13 protein-coding genes are annotated in these 14,914 nt (G+C 39.6%); 4 read left to right on the forward strand and 9 right to left on the reverse strand.

Annotated features, from left to right (window positions below; genetic code table 11):
• Nucleotide 1 precedes the first annotated feature (1 nt).
• From H3U73_RS07305 to H3U73_RS07320, 4 genes are all read right to left on the reverse strand, one after another.
• Nucleotides 2–148 carry a hypothetical protein gene (locus tag H3U73_RS07305; protein WP_198190284.1) on the reverse strand — a complete coding sequence of 49 codons (147 nt, stop codon included), beginning with the start codon at nt 146–148 and terminating at the stop codon, nt 2–4.
• Nucleotides 149–278: 130 nt separating this feature from the next.
• Nucleotides 279–1,061, reverse strand: a complete 783-nt coding sequence (locus H3U73_RS07310; protein WP_198190285.1) for a DUF3304 domain-containing protein — start codon at nt 1,059–1,061, stop codon at nt 279–281.
• A 400-nt stretch (nt 1,062–1,461) separates the two neighbouring features.
• Entirely contained in the window at nt 1,462–2,244 is a 783-nt protein-coding gene (locus tag H3U73_RS07315; RefSeq protein WP_198190286.1) for a DUF3304 domain-containing protein, read from the reverse strand.
• Between the two features lie 398 nt (nt 2,245–2,642).
• Nucleotides 2,643–3,419: a DUF3304 domain-containing protein gene (locus tag H3U73_RS07320; RefSeq protein WP_198190287.1), complete on the reverse strand. Its 777-nt coding sequence runs from the start codon at nt 3,417–3,419 to the stop codon at nt 2,643–2,645.
• A gap of 582 nt (nt 3,420–4,001) precedes the next feature.
• On the opposite strand from H3U73_RS07320, the gene H3U73_RS10840 reads away from it, so the two are divergent.
• Both H3U73_RS10840 and rnz read left to right on the forward strand, forming a co-directional pair.
• Complete coding sequence (locus H3U73_RS10840) at nt 4,002–4,205, forward strand: MFS transporter (RefSeq protein WP_370570149.1); 204 nt, start codon at nt 4,002–4,004, stop codon at nt 4,203–4,205.
• 400 nt (nt 4,206–4,605) lie between these two features.
• A complete protein-coding gene (gene rnz / locus H3U73_RS07330) occupies nt 4,606–5,523 on the forward strand; it encodes a ribonuclease Z (RefSeq protein ID WP_025330012.1) in 918 nt (305 codons plus the stop codon).
• Between the two features lie 260 nt (nt 5,524–5,783).
• On the opposite strand, the gene H3U73_RS07335 is transcribed toward rnz, so the two are convergent.
• A complete protein-coding gene (locus H3U73_RS07335) occupies nt 5,784–6,344 on the reverse strand; it encodes an NAD(P)H-dependent oxidoreductase (protein ID WP_198190289.1) in 561 nt (186 codons plus the stop codon).
• A gap of 114 nt (nt 6,345–6,458) precedes the next feature.
• Here H3U73_RS07335 and H3U73_RS07340 point away from each other — a divergent pair, with 114 nt between their 5' ends.
• Complete coding sequence (locus H3U73_RS07340) at nt 6,459–6,806, forward strand: helix-turn-helix domain-containing protein (RefSeq protein WP_084563288.1); 348 nt, start codon at nt 6,459–6,461, stop codon at nt 6,804–6,806.
• A gap of 933 nt (nt 6,807–7,739) precedes the next feature.
• Here the strand turns inward: H3U73_RS07340 and mqo are convergent.
• From mqo to uvrB, 3 genes are all read right to left on the reverse strand, one after another.
• Nucleotides 7,740–9,251 (reverse strand): malate dehydrogenase (quinone), encoded by a 1,512-nt coding sequence (gene mqo / locus H3U73_RS07345; RefSeq protein ID WP_084550029.1) that lies wholly within the window; start codon nt 9,249–9,251, stop codon nt 7,740–7,742.
• Between the two features lie 384 nt (nt 9,252–9,635).
• The gene (locus H3U73_RS07350; protein ID WP_198190290.1) at nt 9,636–10,091 is read right to left on the reverse strand and encodes a hypothetical protein; all 456 of its coding nucleotides are present in this window, start codon (nt 10,089–10,091) and stop codon (nt 9,636–9,638) included.
• Between the two features lie 163 nt (nt 10,092–10,254).
• Nucleotides 10,255–12,282, reverse strand: coding sequence for an excinuclease ABC subunit UvrB (gene uvrB / locus H3U73_RS07355; RefSeq protein ID WP_084585002.1), 2,028 nt, complete (start codon nt 12,280–12,282; stop codon nt 10,255–10,257).
• Nucleotides 12,283–12,781: 499 nt separating this feature from the next.
• Here uvrB and H3U73_RS07360 point away from each other — a divergent pair, with 499 nt between their 5' ends.
• Nucleotides 12,782–14,194, forward strand: coding sequence for a P-loop NTPase fold protein (locus tag H3U73_RS07360; protein ID WP_198190291.1), 1,413 nt, complete (start codon nt 12,782–12,784; stop codon nt 14,192–14,194).
• 131 nt (nt 14,195–14,325) lie between these two features.
• Here H3U73_RS07360 and H3U73_RS07365 read toward each other — a convergent pair whose 3' ends face one another.
• Nucleotides 14,326–14,874, reverse strand: a complete 549-nt coding sequence (locus H3U73_RS07365; protein WP_037393945.1) for a hypothetical protein — start codon at nt 14,872–14,874, stop codon at nt 14,326–14,328.
• Nucleotides 14,875–14,914: the final 40 nt, after the last annotated feature.

Raw genomic sequence — 14,914 nt, forward strand, 5'->3', positions numbered from 1 at the left:
ACTAAGAAATACAAATAAGCTGAGTGCCGGTGGCCGGTAGTACTTCGTATTGTGAGGCAGGCTGATTCTGTTTGCCCGGATGCCGACGCTGCTCCCTGGTCTGTGCATTTATGCCGATATAAGCGCTATCTGAATGCACCGTTTTCATAACCGCTTATTTTAACATATTTAATACAGTTTCTGTAGTTTTGTTTACATAATTATAAATAAAAACACAATATAAAAAACGCAGCCATACCGGCAATCTGCGGTATGGCTGCGAAAAATTAAATGATATTTTATTTACTCGGCGTAGGAATTTTGCCCTGCTGCTCCAGTTCTTTAATATATTCCGGCAGAATTACCTGCTTAATATTTGCCCGTTCCTGCTTGATTGCATCCAGCTTGGCTTTATTGCGCCGGTAATCCGCCATGGATTTGATTGACGGGCGTGGCGTACATAGTTTCTGGCTTTTCGCAAATAATGCAAACTGCTTTTTGACTGCATCACGAGCATCATCATCTTTGGTGCCATAATCAATATATATTTGGTTACAAGCTAGGAAATGGACAGTAATATTACTTGTCTTACCAAAATCATCACCCATAGATGGTGGTGGAGGTGGGAGTGGTATTACTGCTGAATGACTCTCAGTATATTGCATTATAGTTTGATATTCATGTTCATCTACATTAACACCGGGTAAGTTTAAACCACGAGGTCTCCAGCCCGGATAAGGTAACACTGTCCAGTGTATACGTGCAGTCATACCAGGCTTCCATTTCGCCGGCAGATAGGCAGCTCCACAAGTAGATCCTCCGCCAAAGCGTTTTTTACCGACTTCATAATCATCTACTCCCGATGTATTCGGAATACAACCACCATTAATTGAACCGCCATGTACATTTTCATAATTGTATTCAAGAGCCTCTACCGGCGCAGCATAGGATTTGTTTTTACCGGAAGTAACGCCGACAAAAGGTTCGAAGCCTCCGCCACAGGAGGTAACCGCGGTTACCGACAGCAGTAATAAACTCAGCCGGATAAGACGGCTTGCCGTAAATATTTTTCTTCCAGACATTTGATTCTCACTATTCTTAAATTGATACGGTATTTTTATGCAAAATTCGGTGTTAACTTTGTATTAGCAGCCGTGTCTGATTTACCGGCTTTATGCCGGTTTTGGTTGATGGTATCGCTTCCGGCTTTTACTACCTATATCAATATTTTACACAATTACCACTACCGGCGCAGAATATTATTTATATTAATATGCTGAATATAATTAATTTTCCGGACTAAGACATTATTTATGTATATATTAATTTTTTACAGCATAATATTGCCATATTCTGGTTTTTATTTATTTTTATGGCTATGCGGGATTCATTCTGTTGTGGTGAAAGTGCCGGTTGCAGCGCCGGCAATGGCTGTTACTGTTGCCAAATCAACCGGCGCACTAAGCAGCAAAAACCGCCAGTCTATTTACCAGTAACCGGCAGTTTGCCCTGTTGCTCCAGTTCTTTAATGTACTCCGGCAGAATTACCTGCTTAATATTAGCCCGTTCCTGCTTGATTGCATCCAGCTTGGCTTTATTGAGCCGGTAATCTGCCATGGATTTAATTGACGGGCGCGGTGTGCATAGTTTCTGGCTTTTCCTAAATAGTTCAAACTGTTTCTTTACTGCTTCACGGGTATCATCATCTGTAGTACCGTAATCAATATATAACTGATTACAAGCCAGAAAATGCACTGTGATATTACTTACCTTGCCAAAATCATCACCGGCAGACGGTGGCGGAGGTGGTAAAGGAATTACCGCTGAATGATTTTCATCATATTGACCAATAATAGCTGATTCTTTTTCATCAAAATTCACACCGGGCAAATTTAACATTTTTGGATGCCATTTAGGATATGGTAGCACTCGCCAGTGAATTCGCGCAGTCATACCTGGTTTCCATTTCGCCGGCAAATAGGCAGCTCCACAAGTAGATCCTCCACCAAAGCGTTTTTTACCAACTTCATAATCGTCGACACCATTAGTATTCGGAATGCAGCCACCATTGATTGAACCACCGGAAATATTTTCATAGACGTATACAAGTGCCTCCACTGGCGCAGCATAAGCTTTGTTTTTACCGGAAGTAACGCCAACAAAGGGTTCGAAACCTCCGCCACAGGAGGTAACCGCGGTTACCGACAGCAGCAATAAACTCAGCCGGATAAGGCGGCTTGCCGTAAATATTTTTCTTCCGGACATTTGATTCTCACTATTCTTGAATTGATACGGTATTTTTATGCAAAATTCGGGGTTAACTTTGTATTAGCAGCCGTGTCTGTTTTGCCGGCTTTCTGCCGGTTTTAGTTGATGGTATCGCTTCCGGCTTTTATTACATATCAGTATTTTATACAATTACAGCTATTGGCGCAGGATATTGTTTATATTAATATGCTGAATATAATTAATTTTCCGGACTAAGACATTATTTATGTATATATTAATTTTTTACAGCATAATATTGCGATATTCTGGTTTTTATTTATTTTTATGGCTATGCGGGATTCATTCCGTTGTGGTGAAAGTGCCGGTTGCAGCGCCGGCGATGGCTGTCACTGTTGCCAAATCAACCGGCGCACTAAGCAGCAAAAACCGCCAGTCTATTTAGCAGTAACCGGCAGCTTGCCCTGCTGCTCCAGTTCCTTTATATATTCCGGCAGGATTACCTGCTTAATATTTGCCCGCTCCTGCTTGATTGCATCCAGCTTGGCTTTATTACGCCGGTAATCCGCCATGGATTTGATTGACGGGCGGGGGGTACACAGTTTCTGGCTTTTCGCAAACAATTTGTAATGCATTGGCGTATTTCTGCCTTCTTCTACTGTACCGTAAGTAATATACAATTGATTACAGGCCAGAAAATGCACTGTGATATTTGCTACCTTGCCAAAATCATCACCGGCAGATGGTGGTGGAGGTGGTAATGGGATTACTGCTGAATAGTTTTCACTGTATTGCTGAATAGTAGCCCGTTCTTTTTCGTCAACATTCACACCAGGCAAATCTAATCCTCTCGCATGCCAGCCCGGATATGGCAAAACCCTCCAGTTAATACGCGCAGTCATACCCGGTTTCCATTTCGCCGGCAGATAGGCAGCTCCACAAGTAGATCCTCCACCAAAGCGTTTTTTACCAACTTCATAATCGTCGACACCATTAGTATTCGGAATGCAGCCACCATTGATTGAACCACCGGAAATATTTTCATAGACGTATACAAGTGCCTCCACTGGTGCAGCGTAGGCTTTGTTTTTGCCGGAAGTAACGCCGACAAAAGGTTCAAACCTGCCGCCGCAGGAGGTAATAGCGGTAGCCGACAGCAGTAATAAGCTCAGCCGGATAAGACGGCTTGCGGTAAATATTTTTCTTCCTGACATTTAATGCTCACTTTATAGATACAAAAGACAATATTAGTTTCTGTGGCTTACAGATTTAATCAATAATAGATAGCGGACTATCATCCGATAAATGCACTTACTGTATTTTATCTGCACTAAATCTGTTTGTTATTGAATTAAACAAACAGTATAGCAATGGATTAATCATATTGAGCAATGCTAATTCACTCTCAACAGATTGAATATTATATTTAATTTTTGCTGATGAAGGTTTGATTTATGTCGAAAATTTGTATATGAATCAATTTATTAAGATTGATGGAATTGATATTTCTTCTTTAGGATTGGTTGTTGAAATAATTTCGATAAAGTTGATTATAAATAATTAATGAGGATCGTTGAAAGACGCGCCGGTTCTCTGTAATCATTAATATATAATTAAAATGTATCTGTTAATCATTTGATATATAAATGAAAATATTCAGGACTATAATAGTGACCTGATTGTTAAAATTTTTTCGATATGTAACAAAATGTATAACTCAGAATATTAAGCTGAATTAATGATGAATTTTATAAAAAATTTATTTTGTTCTTATCTTACCCGGATTTGCTGGGTTTATTTCAGCCGCAGATAATTGGGTGGCTTCACTTCTTTTACCCGATATTTCAGTGGATTTTGGCAGCCCTATTTCTCAGGCAAGTATTATTTTAACTGCATATCTCTTTCCGTATGGTGTGCTGCAACCGTTTTATGGTTTTTATAGTGATTGGTATGGCTGTAAGAAAATAGTATTACTCCTCTTCAGAAGCAGAATTAATTAAATGTTTAGAAAAAATTTTTTATATCAGTCAAGCTGAGTTAAATAGATCGCAGCAGAAATTTTTTAATGTATTTTCAAATTATTATGAAGAAAAAGTGTACATCGGTAATTGCAAAAAATAAACTTAAAAAATCTGATAAAGAATTGATTAAATATCGTGATTTACAGTGTGACTTTGCTTATTCGTTAGGGGGTGGAGCAATTGGTAATGCTCTAAATATGTTAAAATACACATGTTTAGCTGAACTAATTTTCAACGAGCAAAACAACTTGATCTTTATCGGTCTGATTGTTTGTAACTGTTATAAAATTTTTCTACTTATTGTTATTGCATAAAAATAAAGTTATATATTGTTATTCTCAGTATGTGATAAGACATTCAACAAAAGATTGATATAGTTATGAAACTCACTTTTTTAGGAACAAGCTCAGGTTCACCAACCGCTGAGCGCAATGTCAGTAGTATTATGCTCGATCTCCGACAAGAAAGAGGCCGATTATGGCTTTTTGATTGTGGTGAGGCAACTCAAATGCAAATGCAGAAAGCAAAATTCAGCTTAGCCAAATTAGAGATGATATTTATAACACATTTGCATGGTGATCATCTGTTTGGTTTACCGGGTGTTTTAACTACACGTTCATTAACCCAAAATCAATCGGAACTAACTTTGATTGGCCCTAAAGGTATCAAACAATTTATTCAAACTGTGATTGATATTAGTTATTCCTGGATAACTTATCCTTTAAACATTATTGAACTTGATCAAGATGGTTTGGTATTTGAAGATACTAAATTGCGGGTTGAAGCCAAATTATTAGCGCATCGGGTACCTTGTTTTGGTTATCGTGTTATTGAAAAGGATTCATCACCTGTCTTAGATATCGACAAATTACAGCAAGATAATATTAATCCTGGTCCACATTATGCCTATTTAAAAGAAGGTAAAACAGTAACACTAGCTGATGGCCGTGTCATTGATGGTCGTAATTATCTTGGTGATTTTAAACAAGGGAAAAAACTGGCTATTTTAGGTGATACAGTACCTTGTGATGCTTCAATTGAATTAGCTAAAGATGTTGACGTACTTGTGCATGAAGCAACGCATGAAAGTGCATTAGGACAAAAAGCAATTGAGCATGGTCATTCTACCACTGTTCATGCAGCCACGATTGCTAAACAAGCCAATGTTAAAAGATTGATTATAACGCATATAAGCCCTCGATATTCTCTCAATGACAATGCTAAATTAGTTAATGAGGCTAAGAGCATTTTTATCCATACTGAAATCGCAACTGATTTTGCCACGTTCCAAGTATAGAAGAATATGCCGACATTATCGGCTAGTTTGCTGATGTTTCAATGAGTAATAAAATTTCGCAAGAAAAGCTAATTGAGCCTGAAATTTATAGATTTTGTAAAAATATTCAGGAGTCTGTACCGTTTCATTTTTTATTCAGAATAAAATCATTAAATACCCATTACTTTAGAAAAAATAAGAAATATGCTGTATATTTCTTATTTTTTGTCCACAGCAGATTTTATTTAGTAATAAGCTTGGATAAACTTTAATGATCTGTTTTAAATTAGCATTCCTAATTTTTTCATCCAATTCACATAATCATCTGCACTTTTATCTATATCTTTTTGTGTAATTTTATCCGGATAGTCTGGCTCATTATTTGCGCCATAAATTGCAAAAACGGGCTGATAATCAGCCTGAACGTAATTTATTGTTAATTCAAAGGGGCTGAGAATTTGCTCAAGTGTATATTTATAATGTCCTGTTTGAGAATAGTCTGCTTTCTTTATACCCGCCGAAACAGCTAAACCTACTTTTTTACTTCTTAATTTATCGCCTAAGGCACCAAATGCCCATCCGTAAGTGAAAACTTCATCCAACCATTGTTTTAATAATGGTGGACAATTAAACCAATATATCGGAAATTGAATTACCAAATTTTGATGATTTTCAATTAAGTTTTGTTCAAAACCAGAGTTTATTTTAAAAGAGGGATAGTAAGAATATAAATCATGTATGGTTACTTGTTCATGATACTGATTTAATCTATTAACCCAGCATCGGTTAACACTCGAAGAGGCTAAGTGAGGATGAGCAACAATCACTAAAGTGCGTTTCATTGTTAAATATTCCTTCTATATTATTATCAATAATTAAGTCATACTAATATTAATACGATTAATTTTGAAGTACGGTAATTACCGTTATGTACTAGCTTTATGGAAAGTATCTACATGGAAAATCATCATTGTGCCGAAGATCATTTTGAGGATAGTGGATTTAATTACACTCTCTCAATGATTCGAGGTAAGTATAAAATTGTGATTCTTTATTGGTTAAACGAAAATCAACCATCAATGCGATTCAATGAACTTAAACGAAGCATTAATCATATTTCTTTTAAGACACTGAGTAATACCCTAAAAGAGATGGAAAAAGATAAATTAATTTTTAGAAAAGAATATCCGCAAATTCCACCTAAAGTGGAATATGGGTTATTAGAACGAGGTAAATCTTTAGTTCCTATTTTAGATATGCTTTGCCAATGGGGAAATAATCATAAAAATGACCCATTATCATAATCTGAAAAAACTTTATCCGCCGACATTGTCGGCGTATTTATATGACTGAAGGCAGAATTTGGTGGCGGAGGGATTGGTAATCCTGGAAGCTTTAAATTATCAAATTCTATTTATGGTATTTCTTTGCCTGATCTTTATTCCTCTGCTGATTACAATACGCAGTAAAGATATATAAATCAATATATCAGACTATATTTAAGCTTTAGTATCAATGTGATAGCTGATGTCGATGCAGTTATACGGAATTCTTGCATAATCAGTTTGTTAGTTTATCTTGAGTTTATTGTGTTATCGATATAGCGGTATTTTTATGTGTATGGATTTTCTATATAAGTTTTAGCGATAAGCACGGATATGCGGCTATTGTTCAGAAAATAAGATTTCTGCTGTGTCTGATAGTGATACACGGAAAAAAACAGTGTCCTATATCCGCTGGATTAAGCGGTATTATTATAAATGGAATATTGCTTGAAGATGCCGGATTGACGGTGAATGCAGGCTCTGCCCTGCTATCAGGAAAAATTTTTATCCGGCGGTATAAATCATACCTGTTGCGACCGGGCTAATACAAAAAAAACGCCACCGCATTTTTGAAAAATGAAGTGGCGCTTATTACTGCACTATATAGTTATAAGTGTTAGTTATAATTATATATTTTTGTATGTCTATGTTATTTCCTTTTAACTTATACTAAATAAATTTAATCCGTACAGCAAGTGTTTTTTTCAGTTTTATGCTTTAGTTGCGATTTTAAAATTATAGTGTTGGAAAGTAACTACAGTATAACGGGTACAGTAATAATTACAGACGAAACTATCACTATATACTGGTACGTGTATGCTCTAAATTGCGGCAATGACACAAAAAAAACCAAATTCAGCAAGAATTTGGTAAGGAAGTTTATGGCAATAATGGTTTTTAGTATGTGTGTGTTCAGTTGTTTATGGTTTGTTGTTGCGGAGTATGTAAGTTAAGCGATTTAATTGTCCAGTCGCGAATACGCTGTACCAGCTCGGGGTTTTGTTCCAGTTTCTGACCATAGCTCGGTATCCATTCATGCAGTTTTTGCTTCCATTCGCCGCTGACTTTATCGGCAAAGCAGTGTTCGAGTAATTCAAGCATAATGGATACGGAAGTAGAAGCACCCGGAGATGCGCCTAACAGGGCAGCCAGTGTACCATCGGTAGATTTTACCAGCTCAGTACCAAACTGTAGCACGCCACCTTTTTGCGGATCTTTTTTGATTACCTGTACGCGATTGCCGGCAACGGCCAGATGCCAGTCTTCATCGCGGGCTTCGGGATAAAAGGTACGTAATTCCTGCATGCGGTCGGTAAAGCTTAATCGTACCTGCTGTATCAGGTAATGCTCAAGGGCGAAGTTATGTACGCCGACGGTGAGCATGGGGCAAATATTGGCAAAATTCAGGGTCTGGAACAGATCTTTAAATGAGCCGCATTTGAGAAATTTGGTGGTAAAGCCGGCAAAAGGACCAAAAAGCAATGCATCTTCGCCATCGATAACCCGTTTATCAAGATGCGGTACACTCATCGGCGGGGCGCCGACTGATGCTTTGCCATATACTTTGGCATTATGCTGTCTGACAATTTCGGGATTTTTACATACCAGCCACTGACCGGATACGGGAAAGCCGCCGTAGCCTTTGCTGGCTTCAATCTGGCTTTTCTGCAGCAGTCTGAGGGAGCCGCCACCTGCGCCAATAAATACAAAGCGGGCAGATACTTGTTGGCAGGTTTGATTAATTAAATCTTTGATTTTCAGGTGCCAGCGGCCATCTTGCTGTTTCAAGTCGATAATTTCGTGTTGCAGATGCAGTTGACAGCCGTGACTGGTGAGGTTGTTAATCAGGATGCGGCTTAAGGCGCCGTAATTGACATCGGTACCCAGATCCGACCAGGTAACGGCTATTGGCTCACTGTTATCCCGCCCCTGCATCATGAGCGGCACCCACTGGCTAATCTGCTCTTTATCTTCGGTATAAACCATATCCTGAAACAGGCGGTATTGCTGCAAGGCGGCAAAACGTTTACGCAGAAAAGCAACATCAGTTTCACCGCGTACAAGGCTCATATGCGGCACACTGCGGATAAATTCACTGGGATTGGCAATCATGCCGGCATCGACAAGTGATGCCCAGAATTGTTTGGACAATTCAAACTGTTCGATAATTTTAATTGCTTTGGATACTTCGATTGTGCCGTCTTTCAGCTCAGGGGTGTAGTTGAGTTCGCACAGGGCTGAATGACCGGTACCGGCATTATTCCATGCATCTGAGCTTTCTGTAGCCACTCCAGCGAGACGTTCGTAGATATTAATCTGCCAGTCTGGCTGTAACCCCTTAAGAAAGGTTCCCAGTGTCGCGCTCATTATGCCGGCGCCGATTAATACTACGTCTGCTGAGCTATCGCTATTGGTGTTTTTCATAACGCAAACTCTTTTCTCTTCTCTTCAGGCTACTCTGATTAAATGTTTATCTGGAAGTTCGCACACGGAGTAATCAATATTGGTGTGATTTACTTGTTTTTGACTTAAATCATTGACAATAACAAGTGGTTAATTTAAGCACTTTTACTAACAGGCAGCAATAGCAAAATACGGTATGTACCAGACTCTATGGCTTTTTATTAACTATTTTATTGTTTATTAAGAAAATTGTTTTTTATTAGCATGACAATGCTATTTTATAGTAACAGCAAATGATTATATCTTTATTGTTTTAAATTAATTTTTATATATTTTTATACAAATTTTTACAAATCAATAACAAGGGTATTATAACTATGCCGGCTATGACCGCTGCGGTTATGGCTATTTTTTCTGTGCCTGTTGTTGCAAACTGCTTACACACAGCGCACTGATGGCGGCGGCCAGTGCATTAAACAGTATCGGTATCCAGTCCAGCGGCCAGCTAAATAGCCAGTTTTGCAGGAGTGCGACTGAAAAGGCAATAATGGCTGCGGCTGCGGCTGCGCTGAGCAGAAAGCGCGGCAGACGCCAGACAAAATAAGAGCAGAATACGGCCGCCAATAGTGAAGGGACTAACGCAAAAAGCATGCAGCCACAGATAAGTACAAGAATAAGCTTGATATCATTGAAATTAAGTAAGCTGATCTGCATCAAGGGCAGTTCACTATTGGCGCGCCAGTAAAATAATATAGTACAGAATAAAGCGGTGATGATTACACTGCTTAGCGTTTGCAGCATAATTGCGGGCAGTCTGGCCAAAGCTGATGGATGATGGGTATGGATCTGCTTGTGCTGCATGATGCTGTCCCGTTCTGATCGGCCGGCTAACAGGAGCCGGCTCGTGTTATTCAGTGTACCTGACAATGCCGTATGCAAGTATGCTGTCTGGTGTTAAGTATCTCTGACTACTCCGGCATGATACTAGATACTTTACCGCAGCCGGTGCAGAAAAAGCCAGTGATTAAGCTTCGCTGGCACCAAATAACAGATTTTCTTTAATCGCACGGATTTTGTCCCGAATCTGTGCTGCCTCTTCAAACTGTAAATCACGTGCAGCAGCCTGCATGGCTTTTTCCAGTTTGGCGATTTCTTTAACAGCATCATCTTCGTTATGGATTTCTCCAACTTTGAGTTTGCTGCGACCTCGCCCTTTGCTGCCGTTTTCATCGTGGTAAACGCCATCTATCAGGTCGCGTACCTGTTTTTTAATTTGCTGAGGCACGATACCGTGTTCTGCATTAAAGGATATCTGACGGGCACGGCGGCGCTCAGTTTCGTCTATGGCGGCTTTCATGGAATCGGTAATTTTATCGGCATACAGTATAGCTTTACCGTTAACATTGCGTGCAGCGCGGCCTATGGTCTGAATCAGGCTGCGGTGACTGCGCAGAAAACCTTCTTTATCCGCATCCAGAATTGCCACCAGTGAAACTTCGGGAATATCCAGCCCTTCACGCAGCAGGTTAATGCCTACCAGTACATCAAACAATCCCAGACGCAGGTCACGAATGATTTCTACCCGTTCGACGGTATCAATGTCACTGTGCAGATAGCGCACTTTTACACCCAGCTCGGCGTAGTAATCGGTAAGCTGTTCGGCCATGCGTTTGGTTAGCGTGGTGACCAGCACGCGCTCGCCCAGCTCGCGGCGGATATTGATTTCCGAGAGTAAGTCGTCTACCTGTGTAGCCACAGGACGGATAATGATTTCCGGATCCACCAGACCGGTGGGTCGCACCACCTGCTCGACTACCTGACCGGCATGTTCTTCTTCATATTTCGCCGGTGTAGCCGACACAAATATGGTTTGCGGCATCACCCGCTCAAATTCATTGAATTTTAACGGCCGGTTATCCCGCGCAGACGGCAGGCGAAAGCCATAATCCACCAGATTCTGCTTACGTGAAGCATCGCCCTTGTACATACCGCCAATCTGGCTGACGGTAACATGGCTCTCATCGATAAACATCAGTGCATTTTTGGGCAGATAATCCATTAATGTAGGCGGCGGCTCTCCTTCCGGTTTGCCGGAAAAGTGGCGTGAGTAGTTTTCAATACCTTTGCAAAAACCCATTTCATAGAGCATTTCCAGATCAAAGCGGGTGCGCTGTTCAATGCGCTGCGCTTCGACCAGTCGTCCTTCATGGGTAAACCATTTAATCCGGTCGCCCAGCTCCTGTTTGATGTTTTCGCATGCCCGCAATACGGTTTCGCGCGGGGTAACATAGTGGCTGGACGGGAATACGGTATAGCGCCCGACCCGCTGTTGCAGGCTGCCGGATATCGGGTCGAACAGCTGCATACGGTCTACTTCGTCGTCAAACAGACTGACACGCAAAGCCAGCTCAGAACTTTCTGCAGGGAAAATATCAATCACATCACCGCGCACGCGGAAAGAACCGCGGGCAAAGTCGATATCGCCCCGCTCATACTGCATGGCTACCAGACGCGCGATGATATCGCGCTGGTCGATTTTCTGCCCTTCTTTCAGGTGCAGAATCATCTGGTGATACTCATTAGGGTCACCAATACCATAAATGGCCGATACAGTTGCCACAATCACCACATCCTGACGCTGCATCAGGCTTTTGGTGGCACTCAGACGCATCTGCTCGATATGCTCGTTAATGGCCGAATCTTTTTCAATAAACAGGTCTCGGCTGGGCACATAGGCTTCCGGCTGATAGTAATCATAATAGGAAACAAAATACTCGACTGCGTTTTCCGGAAAAAACTCACGCATTTCCGCATATAACTGGGCGGCAAGCGTTTTGTTATGCGCCATGATAATTGCCGGTCGACCGCTTCGGGCAATCACATTGGCCATGGTGAATGTTTTACCGGAACCGGTAACGCCGAGCAGAGTCTGGCCGGATAAACCGTCTTCCAGCCCCTCCAGCAATCCTTTGATTGCAGCCGGCTGATCACCGGCAGGCGGAAATGGCTGGTGCAGTTTAAACACACTACCCGGATACTGAATAACATCCATAAGTTGGTAACCTAAATAAAATTCAACTCAGCAAAAAATCACGGCTGAAACAGCCAAAACCGCCGGCAGCGGTTTTGGCTTACAAATAAGGCCATTACAGGTAAAAAGCAAGTTTAAACATAATGCTTTATATCACTTCTGCCTGCTGAAATACCGGCTACTGCCAGACTTTACTTTTTATGGTGGTTTTCTAACAAATCAGTTATTTAATCAGAAAGCTAATATTCCACAGCAGCCAATCAGGCATATTATGCCGAGCCTGCCCTGCCGGCCGGTGGTTTTGCGTTAGCCGACAGCAGGCAATAGATGGTTGGTGTAATCATACTGCGCCCTGTCTGGCTGTGTTGTAAAACCCGCAAAGGGTATATTTTTATGCGCTTTTCCGGATTGATTTCTGTATTACAGCCATTTAGAAACATTATAATCAAATCATTGATTACACCAACCAGAATAACCGGTGAGTACCGGCAGAATATTGTTATACAGGGGAAAAAGTATCATGGGTAAACTCAGCCTGGGCAAATGCCAGCCAATCGAAATTGATGCCGATAATCCGTTTAAAAACGATGCACTGGGCAGAAAAGAGAATATCGAGAATCTAACCCAATTTATTACCAGCTTTGAACAGTCTATTGTACTGTGTATTGATGGTGGCTGGGGACAGGGTAAAACCACCTTTATCAAAATGTGGCAACAGTACCTGAATAATCAGCATATACCTACAATTTATTTTAACGCTTGGGAAAGTGATTATACTGACGATGCCTTGATTGCACTGATTGGGGAAATTAGTTTATCTATAGAAAAATTAAAAGTTCAGGATAAAACTAAGGCCGAAAAAATCATTGCGCCTATCTATAAATATGCAGCCAAATTTGCTAAAGCTGTTGCACCTTCTGCTGCCAATCTAAGTATTAAAGCTATTTCAGGTGGTTTAACCAATGCTGATGAACTAGCCAAAACCTTAGGTGCATTAGGTGAATCCCTAGTGAAAGAACAGATTAAAAAATACGAAGAATCTCGCAAAACTTTAAGCAAATTTAAAGAAGAATTAAGTAAGCTGGCACAATGTTATACGGGCGGCGATAAACAAAAGCCGTTGGTAATTTTTATTGATGAACTGGATCGCTGTCGCCCTGATTTTGCGATTGAGGTGCTGGAAAAAGCCAAACATTTGTTTAATGTCGATAATATTATTTTTGTACTGGCGACGGATAAAACTCAGCTCGGCCATTCTATCAGGGCTGTGTACGGTCAAGGGCTGGATGTTAACGGCTATCTGCGCCGGTTTATTGATTTTGATTATCAGCTTCCGCTATCAAATCGAAAATATATTACTCATTTAATAAATAAATTTTCACTTGGAAAGTATTTTCAAACAAAAGATACAAACGTTCCGGCTAGTGAATTTTTAGTAGATATTGTTCACAAATACACATTAAGCTTAAGAGAACAAGAAGCTCTTTGTAATATTTTTAATGTCGTTATTAGAACGAAAATTAATATTCGTTTAAAAAATTGGACACTTATTATATTTATCTTTTTAATTATATTAAAATTAAAATTTCCGGATATTTATAAAAATTTGGGTAATAAAAATTTTAGTGATTTTCTTGATGAAACAATAAAAAATATTGATTCACATTGTGCTTCAGATGATAAAAATTCTAATTATTATTTGGAATTATTAGAATTTTTATTGTTAAGAACATCTCCATATATTTATGATTTATATTCATCAGAAGATGAAATTGAGCAAAATGTAAGAAAATTTAATTTTGATGAAAATAAAATAGAAAGACTAATTGACATTGAAATTGAATATGAATACGAAAAACCTAGCATAAATTTACAAATGGTGTTAAACATAAAAAAAGCCATTGAAATTTCTAATTCATTCAAAATTAATTAATTTTCCGGATAGGTACTTATCTACATTTTTTATCTTTTTTTACGAATAAAGAATTAATATCTGAAATATTGAAACCTGCTGGCAAAAATAAAATTTGAATAAAAAAAACGCCATAATGGTGGTTTAAATATTTATTTTTTCGGTGTACGTTTAGAATAATCAATGGCTTTGTAATAATCTGCACCACTGCCTGCCGGCGGTTTGGCTGCCTTTTTAAGACAGGCATTCATCACTGTTTCATCATTCAGTCTGAACTGTTTACTGTCCAGTTTACCGCTTAAGGCCTGATTTTTGATTTTTTTAGCGATATTGATTAAATCCTCACGTGACATGAAACCGGTCAGATTATAAATCCGGTTCTCTGCAATTTCCTTTTCAAGGCCGTTTCTTTTTATCAGATTATAATATTGCAGCATGCCATTATTCAGATATTCTTCCGGCGTCCCTTTCAGAAACGCCGCTCTGATTTCGGTGGAAACAACATTATCCGCAGCAGATAAAGATTTCTGCCCTTTGTAGGCCATGTCATACTGATTGTTGGCTGTGGATACAAAAGCTTTTAACGTAATGCACTGCGGCGGCAGATCATTCACATCGCTGGTTTCATAATTGTATTCTTTGGCAGCGGCACCGGCGGATATACAAAAAAATAAAACTGAGGTAAGCAGCAGTTTGTTCATACGGTTTTCCTGATTAATCAGATATTGCTTTAACTTTATA

Origin of the sequence: Snodgrassella sp. W8124 (assembly GCF_016100875.1) — a bacterium.
Lineage (GTDB): Bacteria > Pseudomonadota > Gammaproteobacteria > Burkholderiales > Neisseriaceae > Snodgrassella > Snodgrassella alvi.

Bases quoted from the DNA above. Each gene is read 5' to 3' on its own strand.
- H3U73_RS07305 (WP_198190284.1), bottom strand. From the start codon at position 148: ATGAAAACGGTGCATTCAGATAGCGCTTATATCGGCATAAATGCACAG.
- H3U73_RS07310 (WP_198190285.1), bottom strand. From the start codon at position 1,061: ATGTCTGGAAGAAAAATATTTACGGCAAGCCGTCTTATCCGGCTGAGT.
- H3U73_RS07315 (WP_198190286.1), bottom strand. From the start codon at position 2,244: ATGTCCGGAAGAAAAATATTTACGGCAAGCCGCCTTATCCGGCTGAGT.
- H3U73_RS07320 (WP_198190287.1), bottom strand. From the start codon at position 3,419: ATGTCAGGAAGAAAAATATTTACCGCAAGCCGTCTTATCCGGCTGAGC.
- rnz (WP_025330012.1), top strand. From the start codon at position 4,606: ATGAAACTCACTTTTTTAGGAACAAGCTCAGGTTCACCAACCGCTGAG.
- H3U73_RS07335 (WP_198190289.1), bottom strand. From the start codon at position 6,344: ATGAAACGCACTTTAGTGATTGTTGCTCATCCTCACTTAGCCTCTTCG.
- H3U73_RS07340 (WP_084563288.1), top strand. From the start codon at position 6,459: ATGGAAAATCATCATTGTGCCGAAGATCATTTTGAGGATAGTGGATTT.
- mqo (WP_084550029.1), bottom strand. From the start codon at position 9,251: ATGAAAAACACCAATAGCGATAGCTCAGCAGACGTAGTATTAATCGGC.
- H3U73_RS07350 (WP_198190290.1), bottom strand. From the start codon at position 10,091: ATGCAGCACAAGCAGATCCATACCCATCATCCATCAGCTTTGGCCAGA.
- uvrB (WP_084585002.1), bottom strand. From the start codon at position 12,282: ATGGATGTTATTCAGTATCCGGGTAGTGTGTTTAAACTGCACCAGCCA.
- H3U73_RS07360 (WP_198190291.1), top strand. From the start codon at position 12,782: ATGGGTAAACTCAGCCTGGGCAAATGCCAGCCAATCGAAATTGATGCC.
- H3U73_RS07365 (WP_037393945.1), bottom strand. From the start codon at position 14,874: ATGAACAAACTGCTGCTTACCTCAGTTTTATTTTTTTGTATATCCGCC.